The organism is Rhodovibrio salinarum DSM 9154, from assembly GCF_000515255.1.
GTDB classification, from domain to species: domain Bacteria; phylum Pseudomonadota; class Alphaproteobacteria; order Kiloniellales; family Rhodovibrionaceae; genus Rhodovibrio; species Rhodovibrio salinarum.
Genome location: NZ_KI911559.1, coordinates 1,625,523 through 1,648,396, shown reverse-complemented (window position 1 = coordinate 1,648,396; position 22,874 = coordinate 1,625,523). Strand labels below are relative to the sequence as shown.

Here is a 22,874-nt window from a genome sequence, read left to right as displayed (position 1 = left end):
TGGGAAGCTTTTCGGCTTGAAATTTACGCTGGGGACGCCGATTGTGCAGCGCACAATGACATGGCGGTAGTCGGCCGGTTGCTTGGGCTCGTGTCCGCGGGAATCCAGGGACCTTCTGGCCGCCGCTTAGCCTGAGCCTCATTCAATACCTGAAAACCATCACACGACCGGCGAAGCGCAGCCGCGCGGCGATAGGATTTGCATGTTTAACTTTCACGCCTACCGCGATCAGTGGTTCGGCAACGTCACAGGCGACCTGCTCTCGGGGATCGTCGTTGCGTTGGCCCTCATTCCCGAAGCCATCGCGTTTTCCATCATCGCCGGGGTCGATCCGAAGGTCGGGCTCTACGCCGCCTTTTCGATCGCCGTCGTGACCGCCATCGCTGGCGGTCGACCCGGCATGATCTCAGCAGCGACCGCGGCGACCGCTGTGCTTATGGTCACGCTCGTGCGCGACCACGGCCTCGAATACCTACTCGCCACCACCGTGCTTGCGGGTCTGCTCCAGATCGCGGCTGGCGCCGCCGGGCTCGGGCGTCTGATGCGTTTCGTGTCGCGTTCGGTCATGACCGGTTTCGTCAATGCGCTGGCGATCCTGATTTTCATGGCGCAGATCCCCGAACTGGTGGGGGTGCCCTGGCTGACCTATCCGCTGGTGCTGGGCGGACTGGCGATCATCTACCTGTTCCCACTGATCACCAAAATCGTGCCCTCACCGCTGGTGACGATCGTCGTGCTGACAGGTCTCGCACTCGTGTTCGACTGGGATGTCCGGACGGTCGGCGATATGGGCGAACTGCCTGACACGCTGCCGATGTTCCTGATCCCGGATATCCCGCTGACCTTTGAGACCTTGACGATCATCCTCCCCTACGCGGCCGCCGTGGCGGTGGTGGGGCTGCTCGAAAGCCTGATGACCGAGAATATTGTCGACGACCTGACCGATACGCCCTCCGACCGGAAGCAGGAATGCATCGGCCAGGGGCTGGCGAACACGCTCACCGGTTTCATCGGCGGAATGGCGGGCTGCGCGATGATCGGTCAGTCGATCATCAACATCAAATCCGGCGGCCGCGGCCGGCTTTCCTGCTTCACCGCGGGCGTCTTCCTGCTGTTCATGGTGGTCGTGCTCGGCGACCTGGTCGCCCGGATCCCGATGGCGGCCCTCGTCGCAATCATGATCATGGTCTCGATCGGCACCTTCTCCTGGTCGTCGATCAAGCAGCTTCGGACGCATCCGATGTCCTCGTCGGTCGTGATGCTCTCGACCGTGGTCGTGGTCGTGGTGACGCACAATCTGGCAATCGGCGTTCTGGTCGGCGTGCTCCTGTCCGGCATCTTCTTCGCCAGCAAGATCGCGCAGCTCTTCCGGGTTCGCTCCGCCCTGTCGGAGGACGGCCACACGCGCACCTATTACGTCGAAGGCCAGCTCTTCTTCGCGTCTGCGGAAGCCTTCATGGACGCCTTCGACTTCAAGGAAGCGATCGAACGCGTGGTGATCGACGTCAGTCATGCGCACATCTGGGATATCTCCTCCGTTGCCGCGTTGGACATGGCCGTGCTCAAGTTCCGTCGCGACGGCGCCGACGTCGAGATCGTCGGCATGAACGAGGCATCGGAAACGATCGTGGACCGGCTCGCCATCCATGACGAGCCGGGCGCCATGGAAAAATTGATGGGGCACTGAGGGGCAGACGCATGACACACAAACTGACCGCGCTGGTGGACGGCTCCACCTATTCGAAAAGCGTCTGCGACCATGCCGCCTGGATCGCCCGGCGAGCGGAGCTGGACGTCGAATTGATGCACGTGCTCGGCCGGCGCGAGGCCGGCGGGGGCAGCGACCTGTCCGGCTCGATCGCGCTGGGCGCCCGCAGCACCCTGCTGAACGAGCTGTCCGAACTCGACGAGCAGCGGGCCAAGCTCGCGCTACAACGCGGACGCGCCATTCTGGACGACGCCAAGGCCCTGCTGGAGGACGCGGGGATCGCCGTGAAGGCCCATCTGCGCCACGGCGACCTGGTCGAGGCGATCGCCCAGAAGGAAACCGAAGCCGAGATGGTCCTGATCGGCAAGCGGGGCGAAGCCGCCGATTTCGCCACGGAGCACCTCGGCTCCAACCTCGACCGCGTCATGCGGGCGGTCGGCAAGCCGCTGTTCGTTGCGTCGCGCGCATTCCAGGCGATCAACCGGGTGTTGATCGCCTTCGACGGCAGCCCGAGCGCAACCCGGGCGGTCGAGTACGTGGCACGCAGCCCGCTTTACGCGGGGCTAGAACTGAAAGTCGTCACCTTCGGTCCAACGACGGACGCGGCGGAGAAGAGCCTCGCCAACGCCCAAGCCACCCTCTCGGCCGCCGGCCGCGACGCCAAGACCGAAATCCGGCCGGGCCAGCCGGACGAGGCGCTGGGCAGGCTGATCGAAGAGGAGCGGTTCGACCACCTCGTGATGGGATCGTCCGGGCACACCCGCTTCCGCGCCTTCTTCGTGGGCTCGACGACCATCGAGATGCTGCGGGTCTGCCGCGTGCCGATCCTGCTGGTGAAATGAGCGTCGAGGGTCGGGTTCCCGCACGAGCCCATGCAGGTGGCCGAGCGCCCTACCCGTCCTTGAAGGCGACAGCCCGGGTCACTTCCCGGTCGCTCACGATCAGCGGCAGCCCGGCGTCGAAGCCGTGGCGATCGGTCAGGATCAGGAAGCGGTACTTGGCATCCTGACGCAGGATCGCGCGCACCGTCTCGTTCAGGCGCGGGTCGAGTGCGCCAACTGCCGAACGGTAGCTGTCCTGCTCGTGCGTGTACTCCAGGGCCGCGTAGGCCGGCGCGCCGACCGCCGCCTTGAGCGGCCGGGCCAGACGCTCGCGCGCTTCCGTGAGCCGTGCGCGGGCCGTCTCGGCATCATCGACCCCGGGCACGAAGAAGGCGCCGCCGGTCTCCGTGACCCGGCTCAAATCCGGCGGGCCAACGGGGGTCTGGCCGGCGGCGCCCTTCTTGCCGAACAGCTTGCCGAACATCGCTGTCGTCGCGTGCCTCAGTGAACCAGAAAGGGATCGGTCACCAGGATCGTGTCGTCGCGTTCGGGACTGGTCGAGAGCAGAGCGACCGGCGCCTCGATCAGCTCCTCGATCCGACGGATGTACTTGATCGCGGTCGCCGGCAGGTCGCGCCACCGGCGTGCCCCCTGGGTCGAGGCGGACCAGCCCTCCAGCGTCTCGTACAGCGGCTTGGCCTTGGCCTGCAGGCTGGGCGCGGCCGGCAGGTGGTCGTAGGTCTGCCCGTCGATCTCATAGCCGGTGCAGACCTTCAGCTCGTCCAGCCCATCGAGTACGTCCAGCTTGGTAAGCGCGATGCCGTCGATGCCGCCAACCTTGACCGCCTGGCGAACCAGCGTGGCGTCGAACCAGCCGCAACGCCGGGCCCGCCCGGTCACGGTGCCGAACTCCCGGCCGCGCTCGCCGATCTGCTGGCCGGTATCGTCGAACAGCTCGGTTGGGAACGGCCCCGCGCCGACGCGCGTCGTGTAGGCCTTGGCGAGGCCGAGGGTATAGTCGAAGCCGCCGCCGAAGCCGCTGCCGGTCAACGCCTGGCCGGAAACGGTGTTTGACGAGGTCACGTAGGGATAGGTGCCGTGATCGACGTCCAGCATGGCGCCCTGGGCGCCCTCGAACAGGATGCGCTGGCGATCCTTGCGCGCGCGGTCGAGCACGTCCCAGACACGGTCGACGAAGGGCAGGATGCGCGGCGCGACCTCGCGCAGGCCGCGCAGCAGCTCGTCGCGATCGAACTCTTCCCGGCCCAGACCGCGGAACAGCGCGTTGTGGTGCAGCAGCAGGTGATCGACCCGCTCTTCCAGCAGCGCGTCATCCATCAGATCGCACACCCGAATGGCGCGCCGGCCGACCTTGTCCTCATAAGCCGGGCCAATACCGCGCCCGGTGGTGCCGATCTTCTCAGCGCCGCGCGCCTCCTCACGGGCGCGGTCGACCTGCCCGTGCAACGGCAGGATCAGGCAGGCGTTCTCAGCGATCTTCAGCCGATCAGGGGTGAGTTCGACGCCCTGGCCGCGCAACCGGTCAATCTCCTCCAGGAGCGCCCAGGGATCGATCACCACGCCGTTGCCGATGATCGACAGCTTGTCCGGGCGCACCACGCCGGCGGGCAACAGCGACAGCTTGTAGGTCACGCCGTCCACGACGAGCGTATGCCCAGCGTTGTGACCGCCCTGGAAGCGTACGATCACATCGGCACGCTCGGAGAGCCAATCGACAATCTTACCCTTGCCTTCGTCGCCCCACTGGGCGCCCACGACCGCCACGTTGGCCATGTCGTCACTTTCCTTGCGGTTGTGGCTACGAATATCGCCCGGTCACGTTCATAGACCGTCCAACGGCTGCACGTCGCCCTGCATCAACAGGTGCGTGCAGTCCAGGCGCCGCGCTTCCGCCACCGGGTCGTCCTCCGGCAGCAGGCCGACCAGCGCCGACCAGCCGGCCTGGCGTAGCCGGGCCGCCTCGACGGCGTGGGCGTGCGGCACGTAGACGCGCCGCGGCGTTTCTGGGTCCGGCAGCGCGCGCAGCACGCTGTCCATGAACAGCGTGAAGCCGGTTGCCGGTTCCGCCGGACCCCCGGCGGCGTCGGTGGTGTAGCGCCCGCCCCGGCCAAGTTCGCCGCGCACGCCGCGGGCATAGATCGTGAAGGTCACACCCTGGTGATACTCGAAACCACGGTGCTCCACCGGATCCACCGTCAGCGTCAGTTCCGGCAGCGCGGCTTGTACCAGCCGGACCACGTGTTGCAAGCGGTCGACTTCGCGCTGGACACGTTCCGGCAGATCGAGCGCAGCCAGGTTCTGCAGCGCCCGATCCGCTGGACCGGCGGCGCGCAGCAGCCCCTGGAACAGCGTCCCCTGGTCGCCAGCCAGCCGATCCACCGCCGCGGCATCCTTGCGGTCCAGCGCCTGGCGCAAACGCTGCGTCGTGTCGCCGTCGATCTGCAGCCGCTCAGCCAGCGCAGCGACCAGCGGCGGCAGGTTGAGATCGACCGTCAGCCCCTCGGCGCCAAGGCCGGTCAGGCCGCTGACCGCCATAACCAACGCTTCCGCGTCGGCATGCTCGCTCTCACTGCCGATCAGTTCCGCACCAACCTGGGCGAACTGGCGTTCCGGGCGCAGCTGTGTCCCGGTCACCCGCAGCACCTGCCCGCCGTAGCACAAACGCAACGGCCGCGGCGCGCGCGACAAACGGGAGGTGGCAATCCGCGCGACCTGGGTCGTCATGTCCGCGCGCACGCCCAGCATGCGCTGCGAAACCGGGTCCATCAGCCGGAAGGTCTGCTGGCCCAAGGCGGCCCCGGCGCCAGCGAGCAGCGCGTCCTCGAACTCGATCAGGGGCGGCTTGACGCGGTCATAACCGTACGCGCCGAACGCCTCGATCAGTCGCTCGACCGCGCCTGCTTCCTGCGCCGCGGCGGGCGGCAGCAGGTCCTGAAGGCCGGCGGGCAGCAGGGCCTGATCGGCGGTGGCGGTCATTGACGCGTCGTCCCGGGCTCGAAGGGGTGTTTAAGGATCGGTGGTCGCTAGCGGGTCTCCCCGCCAGCCAACCGGGCTCGTCCTAGCGCGTTCGCGGACACGCCTGCAAACGGAAATGCCGCCGTGCCGTCGAGACGCGGGTGTCAGATCGTGAACTTTCACCGCCAAAACCACTCAGGCATCAGGATCGCGAAAGATGTCGAAAACTCTTCAGACCCGGGTGCCACGGGGTTGCGACCGCGCGGAACCGCGCAAGAAAATCCTTGGTGCCATCGTGTTTTGGTGGTGAACACCCAACGCGTATCGATCACCAAACGAAACAACGGGGCAAGATGCGGCTGACTCATCCTGAAACGCTGGCGGGGCGGGCACGCGGGCTGGACCGGCTCGTCGGACCCGCGCTGGCAGGGGCCTTGGGGCTACTGATCGCCGGCTGGACCTGGCCAATGATGACGGTCAGCCGGTTCGTCTGGCTGGAGGACGAGGTGTCGCTGTTGAACGCCACGCGGGCGCTCTACGGCCAAGGCGACTGGCTGTTGTTCGGCGTGCTGGCGGTGTTCGCCTTCGCGTTTCCGCTCGTCAAGTTGGTCGCGGCCCTGTGGATCTTCTTGATCGTCGATGCCCGCGGACACGCTCTTCCCCGCGCGCTCGACGCCCTCGACCTGCTCGGGCGCTGGTCGATGCTGGATGTCTTCGTCGCCGCCCTGCTGGTGGTCGCGGTCCAAGCCTCGCTGGTCAGCGACGTCACGCTGCATGCCGGCCTGTACCTCTTTACCAGCGCAGTGGTGCTGTCGATCACAGCGACGCAACGGCTGCGCGCACTTGCCCGCCAGGCGCGCGACTCCGCGACGGCTTGATCCGACCCGCCGCCCGGGTCAGGTTAGACGGCACCATGCACCAGCACGATCAGGATCATACGCACGAGCACGGCGAGGGCTGCGGGCACGACCATACCCACGGTCATGCCCCGCCGGTCGACGCGGACAACCAGCGCCGCGTCTTCTGGGCGATGCTGATCACCGGCGGCTTCATGACGGTGGAGGTCGCCGGCGGGCTGATCTCGGGCTCGTTGGCGCTGCTGGCCGATGCCGGCCACATGCTGACCGACACCGCCTCGCTCGCACTCGCCTGGTTCGCGTTCCAACTGGGCCGCAAGCCGGCCGACAAGGCACGCTCCTACGGCTATCAGCGCTTTCAGGTGCTGGCGGCGTTCGTCAACGGTGCGACGCTGCTTGCCATCGTCGGCTGGATCGCGGTGGAAGCGGTTGGCCGCCTGCTCAACCCGCAGCCGGTGATGGGCTCGGCCATGATGGGCGTGGCGATCCTGGGGCTGGTGGTCAATCTCGTCGCCTTCCGCCTTTTGCACGGCGGGGATCAGCACAACCTGAACCTGCGCGGGGCGGCGTTGCACGTTCTCGGCGACCTGCTGGGCTCGGTCGCGGCGATCGCGGCGGCGATCGTGATCCTGACCACCGGCTGGACGCCGATCGATCCGCTGCTGTCACTTCTGGTCGCCGCGCTGATCCTGCGCAGCGCCTGGATGTTGGTGCGCCAAAGCAGCCATATCCTGCTGGAAGGCACGCCGGGTCATCTGGATATCGAGGAAATTAAGCGCGAGCTGCCGGCAGCGGTCCCCGGCATCTCGGACGTGCATCACGTACACGCCTGGTCGTTGACGGCCGAACGGCCGCTGGTGACGCTCCATGCCAATGTCCATGAAGGCGCGGACCATGGTCGCGTGCTGCAGGCGATCAAGACCCACCTGGCGGAACGCTTCTCGGTCGAGCATTCCACCGTGCAACTGGAAGCCGGCCCCTGTGCCGACCACGAGCGCGAACACGTCTGCGGTGCCGAGATGAACGTGGCCGGGAAATCGTAAGCGGCACCATTTCCGCCCATCGGCCACGCTTCAACAGGCCGACTGCTCGGCCTGATGTCGGGGTCGGTCGAACCCGGTCGAGCCCCGACATCAGAGTAAGCAGACAGCTATCAGGCAGCCTCGATCATGGCCACCTGACAGCTGTCTGCCCAAAGGCCTCTTAAAACCGCAGGGCCTTGGCCTGCTTCACCAAGTCCAGGCCGCGGATTTTTTCCAGCGTCTGCTCGGACATGGCATCGTCCACCTCGATCAGCGCGATGGCGTCGGTGCCGCGCGACTGGCGGCCCAGGTGGAAGGTTGCGATGTTAACGTTGGCCTCCGCCAACGTGCGGCCCAGCGCACCGATCAAACCCGGCTTGTCCTCGTTGGTAATATAGAGCATGTGCGGGCCCAGCTCGGCCTCGATCGGGATGCCCTTGATCTCGACCAGCCGCGGTTTGTCGCCGCCGAACAGCGTGCCGGCGACGGAGCGGGTCTGGCGTTCGGTTTCCACCGTCACGCGCAGAAGCGTCTGATAGTCGCTGTCACGCTCGTGCTTGACCTCGGACACCTCGATGTCGCGCTCGCGGGCCACCACGGGCGCGTTGACCATGTTCACGCTGTCCAGCATCGGTCGCAGGAGTGCGGCCAGCGCGGCCTGGGTGAGCGGTCGGGTATTCAGCCTGGCGACCGCCCCTTCGTACTCGATGTTGACCTTTTGCACACCGCTCTCGGTCAACTGACCGGCGAACGAACCGAGCTGCTCGGCGAGCGTCATGTAAGGGCCCAGGTGTGCCGACTCTTCCGCCGTCAGGCTCGGCATATTGATCGCGTTGGAGATCGCGCCGGTCAGCAGGTAGTCGGCCATCTGCTCGGCGACCTGGACGGCGACCTTCTCCTGCGCCTCCGAGGTCGAGGCGCCTAGGTGCGGGGTGCAGACCGTGTTCTCCAGCTCGAACAGGGGATTCTCGCGGGCCGGCTCCTCATCGTAGACGTCGATCGCCGCACCGGCGACATGACCATCCTTCAGCATGTCGGCGAGGTCCTGCTCGACGATCAGGCCGCCACGCGCGCAGTTGATGATCCGCACGCCCTTCTTCATCTGCTGCATCGCGGCCTTGTCGATCATGCCCGTGGTCTGCTCGGTCTTGGGCACGTGCAGGGTGATGAAATCGGCCTCGGCATACAGGTCTTCGAGGTTCTTCACCCGCCGGATGCCGAGATCGCGGGCACGCTCGACCGTCAGGTAGGGATCGTAGGCCACCACTTTCATGCGCAGGCCGCGGGCGCGCTCGGCGACAATCGCACCGATGTTGCCGCAGCCGACCAGGCCGAGGGTCTTATTGGTCACCTCGACCCCCTGGAACTTCGACTTCTCCCACTTGCCGGCCTTGGTGGAGGCGTCGGCCTGCGGGATCCGCCGCGCCATTGCGAGCATCAGAGAGATCGCGTGCTCGGCCGTGGTGACCGAATTACCGCCGGGGGTGTTCATCACCACCACCCCGCGGGCGGTCGCGGCATCGGTATCGACGTTGTCGACGCCAACACCCGCGCGGCCGATCACGCGCAGGTCGCCAGCGGCTTCCAATACGTCGCGCGTCACCTTGGTGGCGGAACGGATCGCCAGGCCGTCGAAGCCCGGCAGCTTCTGCTTCAGCTCCTCCGCGCTAAGACCGGTAGCGACCTCGGTCTCCACGCCGCGCTGGTGGAACACCTCCACCGCGCTGTCGGACATCTTGTCGGCGATCAGGACTTTGGGCATCGGACGAATTGATCCTGTGCTATGAACTCGATTGAAAACTGCTTGGCGAGAGAGACGCGTTCATCCGGCCCCCTCTCCTCCAAAGGGAAGAGAGAGGACCCTTAGTGTGCTCTAGCGCGCGATGCTTACGCGGCCATCCGCTCGGACTTGACCGTCTCGAACGCCCAGTCGAGCCACGGCAGCACGGCGGCCATGTCGGACGGCTCCACCGTAGCGCCGCCCCACACGCGGATACCCGCCGGCGCATCGCGGTAGGAGCTAAGGTCAAGGCCGGCCCCCTGCTCCTCGACCAGCGTGGTGACGCGCTTGGCAGCGGTCGCGCGGGCCTCGCTGTCCAGGTTGGTGAACCAGGGGTCAACGATCTTCAGGCAGATCGAGGTGCAGGATCGGGTTTTCGGATCTTCCGCCAGGAAGTCGACCCAGTCGCGGCTCGCGGCCCAATCGGCGACCGCCTTGAGGTTCTGCTGCGCACGCTCCTTCAGCCCTTTCAAGCCGCCGATCTCCTCGGCCCACTTCAAGGCATCAAGGTGATCCTCGACCGCCAGCAGCGAGGGCGTGTTGATCGTCGAGCCCTTGAACAGGTCTTCGTTCAGCTTGCCGCCCTTGGTCATACGGAACAGCTTGGGCAGCGGCCACGGCGGCGTGTAGCTCTCCAGCCGCTCGACCGCGCGTGGGGAGAGCACCAGCATGCCGTGCTGGGCCTCGCCGCCCAGCACCTTCTGCCAGGACCAGGTGGTGACATCCAGCTTGTCCCACGGCAGGTCCATGGCGAAGACCGCGCTGGTGGCGTCGCACAGCGTCAAACCGTCGCGCTTGGCATCGATCCAGTCACCGTCCGGCAGACATACACCGGAGGTCGTGCCGTTCCAGGTGAACAGGACATCCCGGTCGCAATCGACCGCGTTCAGGTCCGGTAGGTGTCCATAATCCGCCTCGAAAACGCGGCGATCTTCCAGCTTCAGCTGTTTGACGACATCGGTCACCCAGCCGCTTCCGAAGCTCTCCCACGCCAGCACGTCGACCCCGCGCTGGCCAAGCAGCGACCACATCGCCATCTCGTAAGCGCCGGTGTCGGACGCCGGCACCACCGCGATGCGGTAATCGTCCGGGATACCGAGCAGCTTGCGCGAGCGCTCGATCACCTCGTTGATCTTCCCCTTCGGACCCTTGGCACGGTGCGACCGCCCGACGGCCGCGTCCTCCAGCGCCGACAGGGACCAGCCAGGCCGCTTGGCGCACGGTCCGGAAGAAAACCGGGGATCGGCCGGACGGGTCTGCGGCGGCGTGGGACCGGTCATGTCTGACCTCCTTCGTCTGTTGCGATAGCCAGGCTCTGTATCGGTTCAACCCGGCGCGCTGCGCAGCGGTCAGCGGGCTCGGCATAGTTGGGCCAAATCCGGGGCGCATGCGCTTGCACGCCCGCGATATTTCGAGTCACGGTAATGCCGCATCGGGTTTTCGAGCCGGGCGCGAGACAGCGCCGAACCTACGGCGCACGCTGCACCGCGTCAACGCAGCCCCCTTCTATGCTGCAGCGCAAGGTTGCCACCCCGCACTCGGACAACCGCCCGATTCCGCGATAGATACGGCCGATCAGCGTGCTGGACACACGCAACCACGGCCCTTAGAAGGCAGGGTTCGGCAAAGCGAACGCGGCACCTTTCGGGACGTTCCCCCGAAAAAGGTATCAACCATTCGTCGCATGACAGACCGCATGGCGGAACAGATGACGGGCCAGCCCGGCGCGAACGCCCCCTTGGGCCAACGGGCTTGGGGCGCTACCATCGCGCACCGTGGCCACTGCCATGGTCGCCGTCGACTCACCTCGGTTCCGCAGGCGCTCGTGCAAGCCCTTTCGTTCGGCTCGTCATCCTTTCCCAGCAAATCTGGAACGCCTTCATGACCAGCCAACAGCTTATGCTGTTCGCCATCCTGCTGGGCGCGCTCGTACTGTTCGCCTGGGGACGCTGGCGTTACGACGTGATCGCCGTCGGCGCCTTGATGGCCTCGGTGCTGCTCGGCATCGTCCCTGAAGGCAAAGCGTTCGACGGCTTTGGCCATCCAGCCGTGATCACGGTGGCGGCGGTCCTGGTGCTGTCGCGCTCGCTGCACAACTCCGGCTTGATCGAATGGGTAACGCGTGTGCTGCGGCCGGCGACCGCGCGCCCGACCACGCACATCATGGCGCTGTCCAGCCTGACCTCGACCTGCTCGGCGTTCATGAACAACGTAGGTGCCATGGCGCTGGTGCTGCCGGTCGCCCTGCAGTCCGCGCACCGCGCCGGCCGGGCGGCCAGCCAGATCCTGATGCCGTTGTCCTTCGCCTCGCTGTTGGGCGGGCTGGTGACGCTGATCGGCACGCCGCCGAACATCATCATCGCCAGCTACCGGAGCCAGGAACTGGGCACCGCGTTCGGCATGTTCGACTTCACGCCGGTGGGGTTGGGCGTCGCGGTCGCCGGCATTCTGTTCGTCAGCCTGGTCGGCTGGCGCCTGCTGCCGACCGAACGGCAGGGCCAGACGGAAGGCACCAAGTCGCTGTTCCAGGTCGAGGATTACATCACCGAGGTTCGCCTGCCGGAGGACTCGCCCTACGTCGGCCGGCGGCTGGTCGATCTGGAAACGGCCGCGCAAGGCGACATCGCGATCGTCGCGCTGATCCGGCGCAAGGATCGGATGCTCGCCCCGTCCGGCTACTTGCGCCTGCAGTCCGGCGATATCCTTCTGGTCGAGGGCGACACCAACGCCCTGGAACGCGTGGTCAAGCAGGCCGGCATGGTGATGGTCGGCGAGGCCGAGCTGTCGGCGGAGAACCTCCGCTCGGAACGCGTCGGCATGGTCGAGGCGGTGGTTACCCCGGGCTCACGCCTGGAAGGTCGAACCGCGCGCTCGCTGCGCCTGCATACACGCTACGGGCTGAACCTGCTGGGCGTCGCCCGCCAGGGCCAGCCGATCACCGAGCGTCTGGGCAGCGTGCGGTTGGTCGCCGGCGACGTGCTGCTGCTCCAGGGCGAGCGCGAGTCGATGCCGGAAGCCTTCCAGGCGCTCGGTTGTCTGCCGCTGGCCGAACGCGAACTGCCGCTGGGCCGCCGGCAGGCGAGCCCGGGCGCGCCGATCGTTTTCGCCGGCGCGATCGGGCTGGTGGCCTTCGGCGTGCTGCCGGCACACATCGCCTTCGTGCTGGCGGTGCTGGTGCAAGTGCTACTGGGCGAGTTGTCGGTGCGCGAGATCTACGAAGCGGTCGAATGGCCGATCATCGTACTGCTGGGCGCGATGCTCCCGGTCGGCCAGGCGCTGGAGACGACCGGCGGCACGGGTGTGATCGCCGATCCGATCCTGTCGATGGCGGGAACGATCCCGGACTGGAGCATCCTGGCGCTGCTGATGATCACGACGATGCTGCTGTCCGACATCATGAACAATGCCGCCACCGCCGTCCTGATGGGCCCGATCGGCGTGACGGTGGCTCAGGGCCTGGGGGCAAGCGTGGACCCCTTCCTGATGGGGGTGGCGATCGCTGCGTCGTCAACCTACCTGACCCCGATCGGCCACCAGTCGAACCTGCTGGTGATGGGCCCGGGCGGCTACAAGTTCGGCGACTACTGGCGGATGGGCCTGCCGCTGGACGCGATCATCCTGCTCGTCTCGGTGCCGATGATCCTCTGGGTCTGGCCGCTGTAGCGCAGTCGACGCGCAACCGCTTCAGTCGAGCGTAAGCGTACGCCAGGCCGTCGCCGGACAGTCGGCGGGCAAGAGGGACAGCACGACCAGGTCGCGGTAACGGCCGTCCTTGATGTAGCCCTCGCGCCGCGTGCCTTCCTCGATGAAGCCGTAAGCGCGATAGAGCGCAAGCGCCCGGGCGTTGTCGGACAAGGCATCGAGCCAGCAACGATGCGCCCCCAGCGGCCCGAAACAGGCTCCGACGGCAGCATCCAGCAACATCCGTCCATACCCCTGCCCGCGCTTGGCCACGACCAGCCGCTGGATTTGCCGGTTGTCATGTGGATCGTCGAGATCGGTGATCAGCGCGTAGCCGACCGGTGTGGACCCGTCCTCGAGAACCAGGATCAGGCTTTTGTCGCTGGCAATCCGGGTGCGGTGTCCAGTGGCGTCGTCCCCACTGACCCAGGGCGCGACATCCGGATCACGGTCGCTGACGGCCATCCACTCGGCATCTTCAGCACGCGCCCGTCGAGCCGTCATACGAGCTGTCATGCCGTACTGCCTTGGGCGCTTTCCGCCCCCTTGCGCGTCCGCAGGATCTGATTCGCGGTCACGGTCATCACCGTCTCGCCGCGCTGGTTCTTCATGGTATAGGCGATCCGCACACGCCCGCGCGACGAACGGGACTGGCTGGGTTCGGCATGGACGACCTCGAACTCGGTGCACAACGTGTCGCCCGGACGCACGGGCTGTAGCCAGCGCAATTCGTCCAAGCCGGGCGACCCCATCGAGCAGGCGGTGAACACCTCTGCCTGGATCGCCATGCGGAAGCAGACCGAAAGGGTGTGGAAACCGCTGGCGATCAGACCGCCGTAAGGCGACTGCTCGGCCGCGACCTTGTCGATGTGGAAGGGTTGCGGGTCATACTTGAACGCGAAGTCGATAATGTCGGCCTCTGTCAGGGTGACGCCGCGCGTCGTAAAACGGCGGCCGACCGTGAAATCCTCGAAGTACAGCGGCTGCTCGATACTCATGGCAAAGAAACTCTGTTCAGACATACGGAATGGGAGCAGCCACGCGGGTGCGTGGCTACTCCCTCACTAGCGCGCCTGAGTGCTGACGGCCAGAGCCCGCGTCACGGCCGCCAGAACGGCTTGTAAGCCTCGCGCAAAGCATCCTCGTAGCAGATGCCCATGTCCCGGCGCAGCCGGTCGTCCATGGTGCGCAGGGCGGCACGCGAACTCGCACGCTCCTGATAGACCAGCAACGCCCGCCAAATGCGCGTCGGCAAGGCACGGACCAGTGGCACCAAGTCGCCGATCGCGGGCATTGGGATCGTCACGGTGAACGTCAACGCTTTGCGCGACATCGGATCTCTCCTCCGGCTCTGAGGCCAGCCCCGCCGGGTCATCGGCGCGGAAGGCCCGTCGCGGTTACACTTCTTGAAGGCACGTCGGGCCTCGAAGGCACATCGAGTCAGACGCGGATCGCCGCCTGCGCGCTATCCGAATTGTGCGCGCACGCTATGCGGGCTCCGCGCCGAGTGGTCAGCCGCGGATAACCGGCGGGCAAGAAAGCGTGTGCCCGGCGCTCGGCCATCCATGGTAAAATCGGCAACTTCGGCGAACCCCAACGCCTCGTACAGCCGCCGCGCCGCAACCAGCCGGTCCAGCGTCTCCAGCCGCAAATCCGCGTAGCCAGCGGTGCGGGCCGCCGTGATCGCGGTCTCGCTGAGCGCGCGCCCCAGACCTGTGCCCTGCGCCTCCGGGCGCACATATAGCCGCTTCAACTCGCCGGTTTGCGGCGCTTCCGGCCCTGCCGGGCTCAGCGCAATACACCCGAGCGGCAACGCTCCGCCCCAGGCGAGCCACAGGCCAGCCGCCGGCCCGGCATAGCGCGTCGGCAACTCGGCCAGTTCTGCCGCGAAGTGCTGGAAGCACAGATCGGCCCCGATCTCGGCCTCGTACTCGCGCAGCAGACGCCGGGCGGCCTCGTACTCGGGCGCTTGTACAGCCCGGCGGATTTCGACGGGCCTAGACATGGAAGTGCCCCGCGATCACCAGTTCACAACGACCGCCGATCGCGACCCGATCGCCATTCCGTCGACAACTCAACGTCCCGCCGCGCGCGGAGATTTGCCGGGCCTGCAGGTTGCCCTTGTCGAGCCGCTCGGCCCAATAAGGGGTCAGTACGGTATGCGCCGACCCGGTGACTGGGTCCTCGTCGATCCCGGATTGCGGCGCGAAAAAACGGGAGACGATATCGACGTACTCTCCAGGGGCGCTCGCGATCACCCCCACCCCGCCGAGCGCAGCCGTCGCCGCCATGTCCGGCACGAGCCCGGCGACCGCGGCTTCGTGGTCGAACACCGCGAGCCAGAACCCACCGGCGCGTAACACTGTTTCCGGCCGGCTCCCGAGCGCGACCGCCATCGCTGCGCGGTGTTCGTTGGCCGGCTCCGGTGGATTGACCGGAAAATCGAGCGTGTACAGATCGCCGGTCCGGCGAACCGATAGCAGGCCGCTGCGCGAGCTGAAGGTCACGGTGTCGCGACCGCTCACCAGATGGGTCAGGACGACAAAGCCGCTCGCCAGCGTGGCGTGTCCGCACAGGTCGACCTCCACCGTTGGCGTGAACCAACGCAGTTCATAGTCCGCCGCGTGGCCCTCCGAGGGCACGAGGAACGCCGTTTCCGCGAGATTGTTCTCCGCCGCGATCGCCTGCAGATGGGCGTCGCCGAGCCAAGTTTCCAGCACCATCACGGCCGCTGGATTGCCCTGGAAACGGGCGGGCGCAAAGGCGTCGACCTGATAGAACGGAACGGTCATGCGGTCCTCCAGCAGCCCTCTCGGCTGCGATAATTGTATCGATACATTTCCGCAGCGTGCATCGATCACGACTTGATTGTTGCTACTACTACCCATACAATTCCGTCAACGCCTTTATTGTACGGGTACAATATGACCGAACATTTGAGCTGGACCCCTGATCTCACGGCCCGTAGCGGCGCGCGCTACCGCGCGATTGCAGATGCGCTGGCGGCGGATATCGACGCCGGGCGCCTGCCCGAAGGGACGCGTCTGCCGACCCACCGCGCGTTAGCCCAAGCGCTGGAGGTCACGGTCGGTACGGTCACGCGTGCCTATACCGAGGCGGAGCGCCGCGGACTGGTCGAAGCAACGGTCGGACGCGGCACCTTCGTCCGGCCGCACAAGGCCACAACGGCCGACTGGATGCGCCCGGGAAGCCCGCCACGAAACGATCCGCACAGCGCGCTGTCGCTCGAGGACTGTGGGGCGGAGAACGTCGAACCCCAGGGACCGATCGACCTCAGCGTCAACTACCCCGCCCGCACCTTCCTTGCCGGCGCCCTGCAGCCCGGGCTCGCCGGGCTCGATGGCGACATTGGCCGCCTGACCGCCCTCGCCGGCTACCAGCCATCGGTCGGCAGGCCGGAGCACCGGGCGGCCGGGGCGCGCTGGATCGCGCAGTTCGGCCTGCCGGCGCAGGCGGACGATATTGTCCCCGTGCACGGCACGCAGGGCGGCTTGACGGCCGTACTGCATGCCCTCGACCGGCCAGGCGACGCATTGCTGGTGGAAGAACTGACCTGGCCCGGCGTCCATTACATCGCCCGGCAGCACGGCATCCGATTGATCACGGTGGCAAGCGACGCCGAGGGCATGCGCCCGGACGCCCTGGCCGAAGCCGCCCGACGCAGTGGCGCGCGTACGGCCTACCTCGTGCCGACCCTGCACAACCCATCCAACATCACCATGCCGGACGCCCGGCGCGACGCCCTGATCGAGACGGCCCGGGCGGAGAACCTGATGCTGGTGGAGGACGACATCTACGGCTTCCTGGCGGAGACCCCGCCTGCCCCGCTCGCCGCACGCGATCCCGAGCGGGCGGTCTACGTCACCAGCCTGTCGAAATGCGTCGCCCCCAGCCTGCGCATCGGCTTCATCAAGGCACCGGCGTCCCTGGTCCCCCGGATTGCACAGGCGGTCGCCGCGGATACGCTGATGGTTTCGGCCCTGCTGCTGGAAATCGCGATGAAGCTGATCGACAGCGGCCAGGCACAAGCCGCTGCGCGCGCCCAGCGGGAGGAAGCAGCGGCGCGCCAACGCATCGCCCGCCGCCTGCTACCGCTCCAGGAGCCGGCCGGCGCCGACTCCTCCTTCCATGCCTGGCTGCAACTGCCCGAAGGCTGGCGTGCCAGCAGCTTCACCGCGGAAGCCCGCGCCCACGGTGTTGCAGTAACCTCCGGTACCGCCTTCCGCGCCGACGGCACCGACCCGGGCGCGGTGCGCCTGTGTCTGTCCGCCGTCCCCGAGCGCGCGCAGCTGGAACAGGGCCTCACCATCATCGCCGACCTGCTGGCCCGCCGCCCGGAAGCGGCGATGCCGATGGTATGAGGCCGACATCCCCGCGACGCGCCCCGTCTGCGACAGCATCGTTGTTTTCCGAACCGCCTCACGGATGGCAAGCCACGGGAGGCCCTTTTAGCGCTGTTAGCTGCCTTCAGAAGTGCCGTGCGCGCGTAAAGGGGGGGATCGGGCTCCGGCAGTTGTTCTGGATCTGACAATTTTCGTTTTGACCCTCAGCGCCCTCATCCAGCCTCCGCTCGGCAACACCCACACGGCAACCTGCTCAGGTTAACGCGGTGAGGTACGGATTTCGCTGGTGCCGACGCGGAGCGGTTTGATTCAAACAGGTTTCCCCGGTTCGAAAGGAGACCTGCGGATGGATCAGGCGCCGCCCNGCGATAGTCTGCGCCTCTTGTTGCAGCACTTCAGCCGGGTCGAGGATCCCCGCGATCCGTGGCGGGTTCGCTTCCAGCTGTCGGAGCTGTTGTTCCTGGTGACCAGCGCCACCATCGCTGGATGCGATGACTACGACGAGATCGTGGCTTGGGGCGACAGCCACGTGGCGTTCCTGCGCCAACACGGAGAGTTCTACTTCGGCGTGCCCAAGGAGGACTGGCTGCGAACTGTGATGAACCGGATCGATCCCGCGCTGTTCGAGGCGGCGTTCATGGCCTGGGTGGCCGACTTGCGGCCAGATGGCCCCGAGGTCGTCGCGCTCGACGGCAAGACGTTGCGGCGCAGCCACGATACCAATGCCGCCCAGGCGGCGCTTCATCTGGTCTCCGCCTGGGCGTCCAACGAGCGCCTCGTCCTGGCGCAGGAAGCCGTGCCGGACAAAGCCAACGAGACCGCAGCGATCCGCGCCATTTTGGGGCGCCTGCCGGTCAACGGCGCTTTGGTCACTGTGGACGCGATCGGCGCCACGCCCGCGGTCGCCGCCGCGATCCAGGAGGCCGGAGCGGATTACGTCGTCGCGCTCAAGGCCAACCAGCCCAGCCTACACGCGGAGGCCGACCTCTTCTTCACCGACCCCGCCAGCGCCGGGCTGCCCAGTCTGGAGGTCGTCGACAAGGACCATGGCCGGCTGGAAACCCGGACCTACCGGGTCTGCCATGATATCGCGTGGCTCGGCGGCAACCGGCGCTATCCCGGCGAACCGCGGTTTCCCGGCCTGGCCTGCCTGATCCAGACGACCACTCGCAGCGAGAAGGCCGGCCACGTCAGCGAGCAGATCCGGTACTACCTCTCCTCTGCCAAACTCACCCCCGAGCGCGCCGCCCAGGCGATCCGCGGCCACTGGGGGATCGAGAGTCTGCACTGGGTGCTCGACGTGACCTTCAAGGAGGACCTCTCGCGCCTGCGCCGCGGGCACGGCGCCAAGAACATGGCGCTGGTCAGGCGCTTCGCCTTCAACATCCTGCGACGCGGCAAAGACAAAAACTCCCTGAAAACCGCCCGGAAAATCGCCGGCTGGAATACCGACTACCTCCAGAAGATCCTCACCTCTGCCGCCCGTTAACCCGGACTCGTTGCCGTGGCAACACCCACCCACCCTTGGAACACGCCGTGCATCGCTCCATACTTATTACAGAGTGCAACGAAGATCGGGCGAAGAGTATGGCTGGTGGCTGGACCCGCGATGGGGCGGTGCAGGATCAGATCGACGACAGCATCGCCGATGCGGTGACGAGCGCGCGGGCGCAGTTGCCTGACGGGCCCGGGGAACTCTATTGCGTCGAGTGTGACGAGGAGATTCCCGCGGTTCGGCGCGAGGCGCTGCCGGGCGTGACCACCTGTGTGGCGTGTCAGGAGGCGATCGACCGCCGTTCGGTGCCGGGCGGCGGAATCAATCGTCGGGGAAGTAAGGATAGCCAACTCAAATAGCGCCGGATGCCGTGACCGCTACGCCTGACAAGCCCGCCGAGACGTCACTGTAACCGCGCCCAACTCTTCAGCCCAAGCCAAGCTGTGTCCCGTTCCAGGGCTCGAACCACGGGGCGTAACTCTTCGTCGGGGAAGGCATCCGGATAGAGCCTGTCGATCCTAGCGGCGTCGCTTGCTCGGCCGTCACGAATATCGACGCTGCCCATCACCTTCTCGTCACTTAAAGGCACCCGCCGGCAGAATCCCAGGTGACGTAGGTTCCACCGACCGCGCGGCGCCTCTTACCCGTCGAACCGGGGAATCGCCCAAGCGTGATTGACCGGGCCCTGGCCGCGGCCGACCCCGGGGGCATGGGCGAGTGCGCCGCGCAGATAGGCGCGCGCCCGGACGACGGCCGAACGCAGGTCGTGCCCCTGCGCTAGGCCGGTGGCGACCGCACTGGCGAGCGTACAGCCGGTGCCGTGGGTCTGGTCGGTCGGGATGCGCGGATCGGTAAAGTGCTCCAGCTCCGCCTCGGTCGCCAGCAGGTCGATCAACGCGTCGCCGGTCAGGTGGCCGCCTTTCACCAAAGCCGCCGGAACGCCCAGCGTCAGCAGCGCGTGCGCAGTGTGCTGGGCCGCATCGATGTCCGAGACCTCCATGCCGGTGAGCCGCTCGGCTTCCGGCAGGTTCGGAGTCAGCAGCGTGGCGTGCGGCAACAGACTGCGCAGCAGGCTACGCACGGCATCCGGCTCCAGCAGGTTGGCCCCGCTCTGCGCGACCATCACGGGATCGACCACCACCGGAATGTCGGGCACCTCGGCCAGCACCTCGGCCACCGCCTCGATCACCTCGATGCTGTGCAGCATGCCGGTCTTGATGCAGTCCGCGCCCAGGTCATCCAGCGTGACGCGCATCTGCTGCTGAATGAATGCGGGGTCGACCCCCTCCACCCCGTAGAGACCTTCGGTCGTCTGCGCGGTCAGCGCCGTAATGGCTGTCATGGCGTAACCGCCCAGGGCGGTCACCGTCTTGATGTCCGCCTGGATTCCGGCACCACCGCCAGAATCCGACCCGGCGACGATCAGTACGCGCCCCTGCATCCGCTCTGGCATGACATCCCCTTTGCGCTGATTTGCACGCGCTATTCCGCGGCGCTGGAGCGTTTGCTCTGGTGCGCCCGGTCTTCCGCGATTTCCTTGATCCGCCGCGCCAGACCATCGACCTGGCGGTCGACCAGCTCTGCATCGTCAGCTTCCGCCATCACGCGGATTTTGGGCTCGGTGCCGGACGCGCGGATCACCAGGCGCCCCTGATCGGCCAGCGCGCGCTCGGTCGCCTGGATCGCATCCTGCGCCCGCGCGTCGTCCAGCACGGTGCGATCGGCGACACGCACGCTCGTCAGCTTCTGCGGTACCGGCTGGAAGACGTTGAGCGCCCGGCTTGCCGCCTGCTGGGTCTCGACCAGCACGGCCAGCACCTGCAGGGCGGCAATCAGACCGTCGCCGGTGGTCGTGTAATCCGACAGCACGATATGACCGGACTGCTCGCCGCCGACGTTGTAGCCGTCGCGCCGCATCCGTTCGACCACGTAGCGGTCGCCGACCGGGGTACGGATCAGCTCCAATCCACGCGCCTTCAGATGGCGTTCCAGGCCCAGGTTGGACATCACCGTGGCGACCAGACCGCCGCCGGACAGCGCGCCCTCGTCCTGCATGAACCCGACCACGAGCGCCATCAACTGATCGCCGTCGATCAGCCGACCGTTCTCGTCGGCCACGATCAAGCGGTCCGCGTCGCCGTCCAGCGCCAAGCCGATGTGTGCGCCATGCGCGACGACAGCTTCCTGCATCGCCGTCGGCGCGGTCGCACCGCAGCAGTCGTTGATGTTGAAGCCGTCCGGATCGCAGGCGATCGGCACAACTTCGGCGCCCAACTCGTAGAACACCCGGGGCGCCACCTTGTAGGCCGCGCCGTGGGCGCAATCGACCACGATCTTCAGACCATCCAGACGCAGTCGACGCGGGAAGGTGCTTTTGACGAACTCGATATAGCGTCCGTCGGCATCGTCCAGGCGACGGGCCCGGCCCAGTTGATCCGGTGCGGCCCGGCTGTGCTGCATGCCCTGCTGCACGCGCCGCTCGATCGCCGCCTCAACCGCGTCGGACAGCTTGAAGCCATCCGGACCGAACAGCTTGATGCCGTTATCCGCATACGGATTGTGGGAAGCCGAGATGACCACGCCCAGATCGGCTCGTAGCGAGTGCGTCAGCATGCCCACCGCCGGGGTGGGGATCGGACCGGTCAGCACCACGTCCATGCCCGCGGCGACGAATCCGGCCGTGAGCGCTGGCTCCAGCAGGTAGCCGGACAGCCGCGTATCCTTGCCGATCACCACCAGATGCCGGTGGTCGCCGCGCCGAAACTGCTCTCCGGCCGCCATCGCCACGGCCATCGCGGTTTCCGCCGTGACCGGATGGCAGTTGGCGGTGCCGCGGATACCGTCGGTGCCGAAAAGCTCGCGGGTCATGGTGTATCCTCTTCTCGTGGTGCGATCCCGCGTCCGCGCTTGAACCGCGTCAGTATCTTCCGGTCTTAGATTAAGACAGGCTTACCAGCAGGCAAAGATCACGGGCACGAAGCATCAAACGCCTTCCGGTGCCCGCACCAGCTCGCCCGCCTGCCAGACGGCGAGCGCCTGCAACGTCTCCGGCACGTCGTGCACGCGGATCACCTGCACCCCGCGTGCCGCGCCCATCAGCGCGGCGGCGAGCGAGCCCGGCAGCCGCTCCCGGCCCGCTGGCGCGCCGCCGGACAGCTTGCCGATCGTCGACTTGCGCGAGATGCCGAGCAGCACCGGGCAGCCCATCCCCTGGAACAGCGCCGCCCGGTTCAGAAGTTCCAGATTGTGCTGGACCGTCTTGCCGAATCCGATCCCGGGATCGACGATGATCTGCTCCAGCCCGATCCCAGCCTTCAGGCAGGCGTCGACGCGGGCCTTCAGCTCGTCATAAACGTCCAGCGTGGCGTCGTCGTAGCTCGGGCGGCGCTGCATCGTCTGCGGCGTGCCCCGGATGTGCATCAGGACCACCGGCACATCGAGTTCGGCCACAGTCGTCATCGCGTCAGGATCGTGGGTCAGGCCGCTGACGTCGTTGACGATCGCCGCCCCCAGCCGAACTGCCTCGCGCATGACGGGCGCGTTGCGCGTATCGATCGAGATGCGGCAACCTTCCGCCGCCAGCCGCTCGACCACCGGACGGATACGGCGCAGTTCTTCCTCCACCGGGACCGGCTCCGCGCCGGGTCGTGTGGATTCGCCGCCGACGTCCAGGAGCGTGGCGCCCGCCTGCCACATCGCCAGGCCATCGGCGACCGCCTTGTCGGCGTCGAACCGCTCGCCGCCATCGGAGAAACTGTCGGGCGTGCAGTTGATTACGCCCATCACCCGCGGCTGGTCGAAACGAAGCCCTGCGATCTCCGCGCGCGGGCTGGAAAGCGCGTGCAACCAGTCGCGCGCGCCATCAATGCCCGCCAACTCCGGGATCGTCAGCACCTCCCGCTTGACCGCCCCGGGAGTCGCCGGATCGCGCCGCGCCACCTCGCATGCGCCGAAGGACAAGTTCCCACCCGCTAGCGGCAGCGCGGAGTCCGGGGTGGCGTGCGGACCACCAATCCAGGTCGGCGTGAAATACATCTGCTCACTCATGGACAGCGTTATAGAAACGCACGCTCAACTGGGAAAGGGGTCTGACCGCCCTTCCATTTCACCAGAAGCCCTTCCCGAGCCTCTCACCGTTTCGGGAGAGCCAACCGTGTGCTGGCCGGGCCT

The 22,874-nt window shown here is 66.8% G+C and carries 21 protein-coding genes; 8 read left to right on the top strand and 13 right to left on the bottom strand.

The genetic code is table 11. The annotated features are described in order from the left end of the window. The first annotated feature begins 202 nt into the window (after window positions 1-202). Together RHOSA_RS0107685 and RHOSA_RS0107680 are read left to right on the top strand one after the other, a co-directional pair. A complete protein-coding gene (locus tag RHOSA_RS0107685) occupies window positions 203-1,687 on the top strand; it encodes a SulP family inorganic anion transporter (RefSeq protein WP_027288212.1) in 1,485 nt (494 codons plus the stop codon). An 11-nt stretch (window positions 1,688-1,698) separates the two neighbouring features. Continuing rightward, complete coding sequence (locus tag RHOSA_RS0107680; RefSeq protein WP_027288211.1) at window positions 1,699-2,550, top strand: universal stress protein; 852 nt, start codon at window positions 1,699-1,701, stop codon at window positions 2,548-2,550. A 49-nt stretch (window positions 2,551-2,599) separates the two neighbouring features. Here the strand turns inward: RHOSA_RS0107680 and RHOSA_RS0107675 are convergent, their stop codons facing one another. From RHOSA_RS0107675 to RHOSA_RS0107665, 3 genes are read right to left on the bottom strand one after another with little or no spacing between them, the layout of a single operon-like run. Then, window positions 2,600-3,013 (bottom strand): hypothetical protein, encoded by a 414-nt coding sequence (locus RHOSA_RS0107675; RefSeq protein ID WP_027288210.1) that lies wholly within the window; start codon window positions 3,011-3,013, stop codon window positions 2,600-2,602. Between the two features lie 17 nt (window positions 3,014-3,030). Next, on the bottom strand, window positions 3,031-4,323 hold the full coding sequence (locus tag RHOSA_RS0107670; protein ID WP_027288209.1) for an adenylosuccinate synthase: 1,293 nt from the start codon (window positions 4,321-4,323) through the stop codon (window positions 3,031-3,033). 48 nt (window positions 4,324-4,371) lie between these two features. Continuing rightward, complete coding sequence (locus tag RHOSA_RS0107665) at window positions 4,372-5,526, bottom strand: ATP phosphoribosyltransferase regulatory subunit (protein ID WP_027288208.1); 1,155 nt, start codon at window positions 5,524-5,526, stop codon at window positions 4,372-4,374. Window positions 5,527-5,858: 332 nt separating this feature from the next. Between RHOSA_RS0107665 and RHOSA_RS0107660 the strand changes: the two genes are divergently transcribed. Next, entirely contained in the window at window positions 5,859-6,383 is a 525-nt protein-coding gene (locus tag RHOSA_RS0107660; protein ID WP_027288207.1) for a paraquat-inducible protein A, read from the top strand. Between the two features lie 35 nt (window positions 6,384-6,418). After that, window positions 6,419-7,405, top strand: a complete 987-nt coding sequence (locus tag RHOSA_RS21195; RefSeq protein WP_051431927.1) for a cation diffusion facilitator family transporter — start codon at window positions 6,419-6,421, stop codon at window positions 7,403-7,405. A gap of 160 nt (window positions 7,406-7,565) precedes the next feature. Here the strand turns inward: RHOSA_RS21195 and serA are convergent, their stop codons facing one another. Together serA and RHOSA_RS0107645 are read right to left on the bottom strand one after the other, a co-directional pair. Continuing rightward, complete coding sequence (serA, locus tag RHOSA_RS0107650) at window positions 7,566-9,146, bottom strand: phosphoglycerate dehydrogenase (protein ID WP_027288206.1); 1,581 nt, start codon at window positions 9,144-9,146, stop codon at window positions 7,566-7,568. 125 nt (window positions 9,147-9,271) lie between these two features. Further along, on the bottom strand, window positions 9,272-10,444 hold the full coding sequence (locus RHOSA_RS0107645; RefSeq protein WP_027288205.1) for a phosphoserine transaminase: 1,173 nt from the start codon (window positions 10,442-10,444) through the stop codon (window positions 9,272-9,274). A gap of 601 nt (window positions 10,445-11,045) precedes the next feature. Here RHOSA_RS0107645 and RHOSA_RS0107640 point away from each other — a divergent pair. Then, window positions 11,046-12,827 (top strand): SLC13 family permease, encoded by a 1,782-nt coding sequence (locus tag RHOSA_RS0107640; RefSeq protein WP_027288204.1) that lies wholly within the window; start codon window positions 11,046-11,048, stop codon window positions 12,825-12,827. Window positions 12,828-12,848: 21 nt separating this feature from the next. Here RHOSA_RS0107640 and RHOSA_RS21190 read toward each other — a convergent pair whose 3' ends face one another. The 5 genes from RHOSA_RS21190 to RHOSA_RS0107615 form a co-directional block, all read right to left on the bottom strand. Beyond that, complete coding sequence (locus tag RHOSA_RS21190) at window positions 12,849-13,349, bottom strand: GNAT family N-acetyltransferase (RefSeq protein WP_169816610.1); 501 nt, start codon at window positions 13,347-13,349, stop codon at window positions 12,849-12,851. Between the two features lie 8 nt (window positions 13,350-13,357). Continuing rightward, on the bottom strand, window positions 13,358-13,843 hold the full coding sequence (locus RHOSA_RS21185) for a MaoC family dehydratase (protein ID WP_037257699.1): 486 nt from the start codon (window positions 13,841-13,843) through the stop codon (window positions 13,358-13,360). 101 nt (window positions 13,844-13,944) lie between these two features. Then, window positions 13,945-14,178, bottom strand: a complete 234-nt coding sequence (locus tag RHOSA_RS0107625; protein WP_037255886.1) for a DUF1127 domain-containing protein — start codon at window positions 14,176-14,178, stop codon at window positions 13,945-13,947. A 132-nt stretch (window positions 14,179-14,310) separates the two neighbouring features. Continuing rightward, on the bottom strand, window positions 14,311-14,850 hold the full coding sequence (locus RHOSA_RS21180) for a GNAT family N-acetyltransferase (RefSeq protein WP_081728563.1): 540 nt from the start codon (window positions 14,848-14,850) through the stop codon (window positions 14,311-14,313). Then, the gene (locus RHOSA_RS0107615; RefSeq protein ID WP_027288202.1) at window positions 14,843-15,637 is read right to left on the bottom strand and encodes a PhzF family phenazine biosynthesis protein; all 795 of its coding nucleotides are present in this window, start codon (window positions 15,635-15,637) and stop codon (window positions 14,843-14,845) included. The genes RHOSA_RS21180 and RHOSA_RS0107615 overlap by 8 nt, the downstream gene beginning before the upstream one ends. Window positions 15,638-15,769: 132 nt before the next feature. On the opposite strand from RHOSA_RS0107615, the gene RHOSA_RS0107610 reads away from it, so the two are divergent. The 3 genes from RHOSA_RS0107610 (at window position 15,770) to RHOSA_RS0107600 (ending at window position 19,063) form a co-directional block, all read left to right on the top strand. After that, window positions 15,770-17,227: an aminotransferase-like domain-containing protein gene (locus tag RHOSA_RS0107610; RefSeq protein ID WP_037255884.1), complete on the top strand. Its 1,458-nt coding sequence runs from the start codon at window positions 15,770-15,772 to the stop codon at window positions 17,225-17,227. A gap of 328 nt (window positions 17,228-17,555) precedes the next feature. After that, on the top strand, window positions 17,556-18,698 hold the full coding sequence (locus RHOSA_RS0107605; protein ID WP_027288200.1) for an ISAs1 family transposase: 1,143 nt from the start codon (window positions 17,556-17,558) through the stop codon (window positions 18,696-18,698). 98 nt (window positions 18,699-18,796) lie between these two features. Then, window positions 18,797-19,063: a DksA/TraR family C4-type zinc finger protein gene (locus RHOSA_RS0107600; protein WP_027288199.1), complete on the top strand. Its 267-nt coding sequence runs from the start codon at window positions 18,797-18,799 to the stop codon at window positions 19,061-19,063. Window positions 19,064-19,344: 281 nt separating this feature from the next. Here RHOSA_RS0107600 and thiD read toward each other — a convergent pair whose 3' ends face one another. The 3 genes from thiD to folP form a co-directional block, all read right to left on the bottom strand. Then, window positions 19,345-20,157, bottom strand: coding sequence for a bifunctional hydroxymethylpyrimidine kinase/phosphomethylpyrimidine kinase (thiD, locus tag RHOSA_RS0107590; RefSeq protein WP_322786835.1), 813 nt, complete (start codon window positions 20,155-20,157; stop codon window positions 19,345-19,347). Between the two features lie 29 nt (window positions 20,158-20,186). After that, window positions 20,187-21,572 (bottom strand): phosphoglucosamine mutase, encoded by a 1,386-nt coding sequence (gene glmM, locus RHOSA_RS0107585; RefSeq protein WP_027288197.1) that lies wholly within the window; start codon window positions 21,570-21,572, stop codon window positions 20,187-20,189. 114 nt (window positions 21,573-21,686) lie between these two features. Continuing rightward, the gene (gene folP, locus RHOSA_RS0107580) at window positions 21,687-22,751 is read right to left on the bottom strand and encodes a dihydropteroate synthase (protein WP_156092608.1); all 1,065 of its coding nucleotides are present in this window, start codon (window positions 22,749-22,751) and stop codon (window positions 21,687-21,689) included. Between the last annotated feature and the right edge of the window lie 123 nt (window positions 22,752-22,874).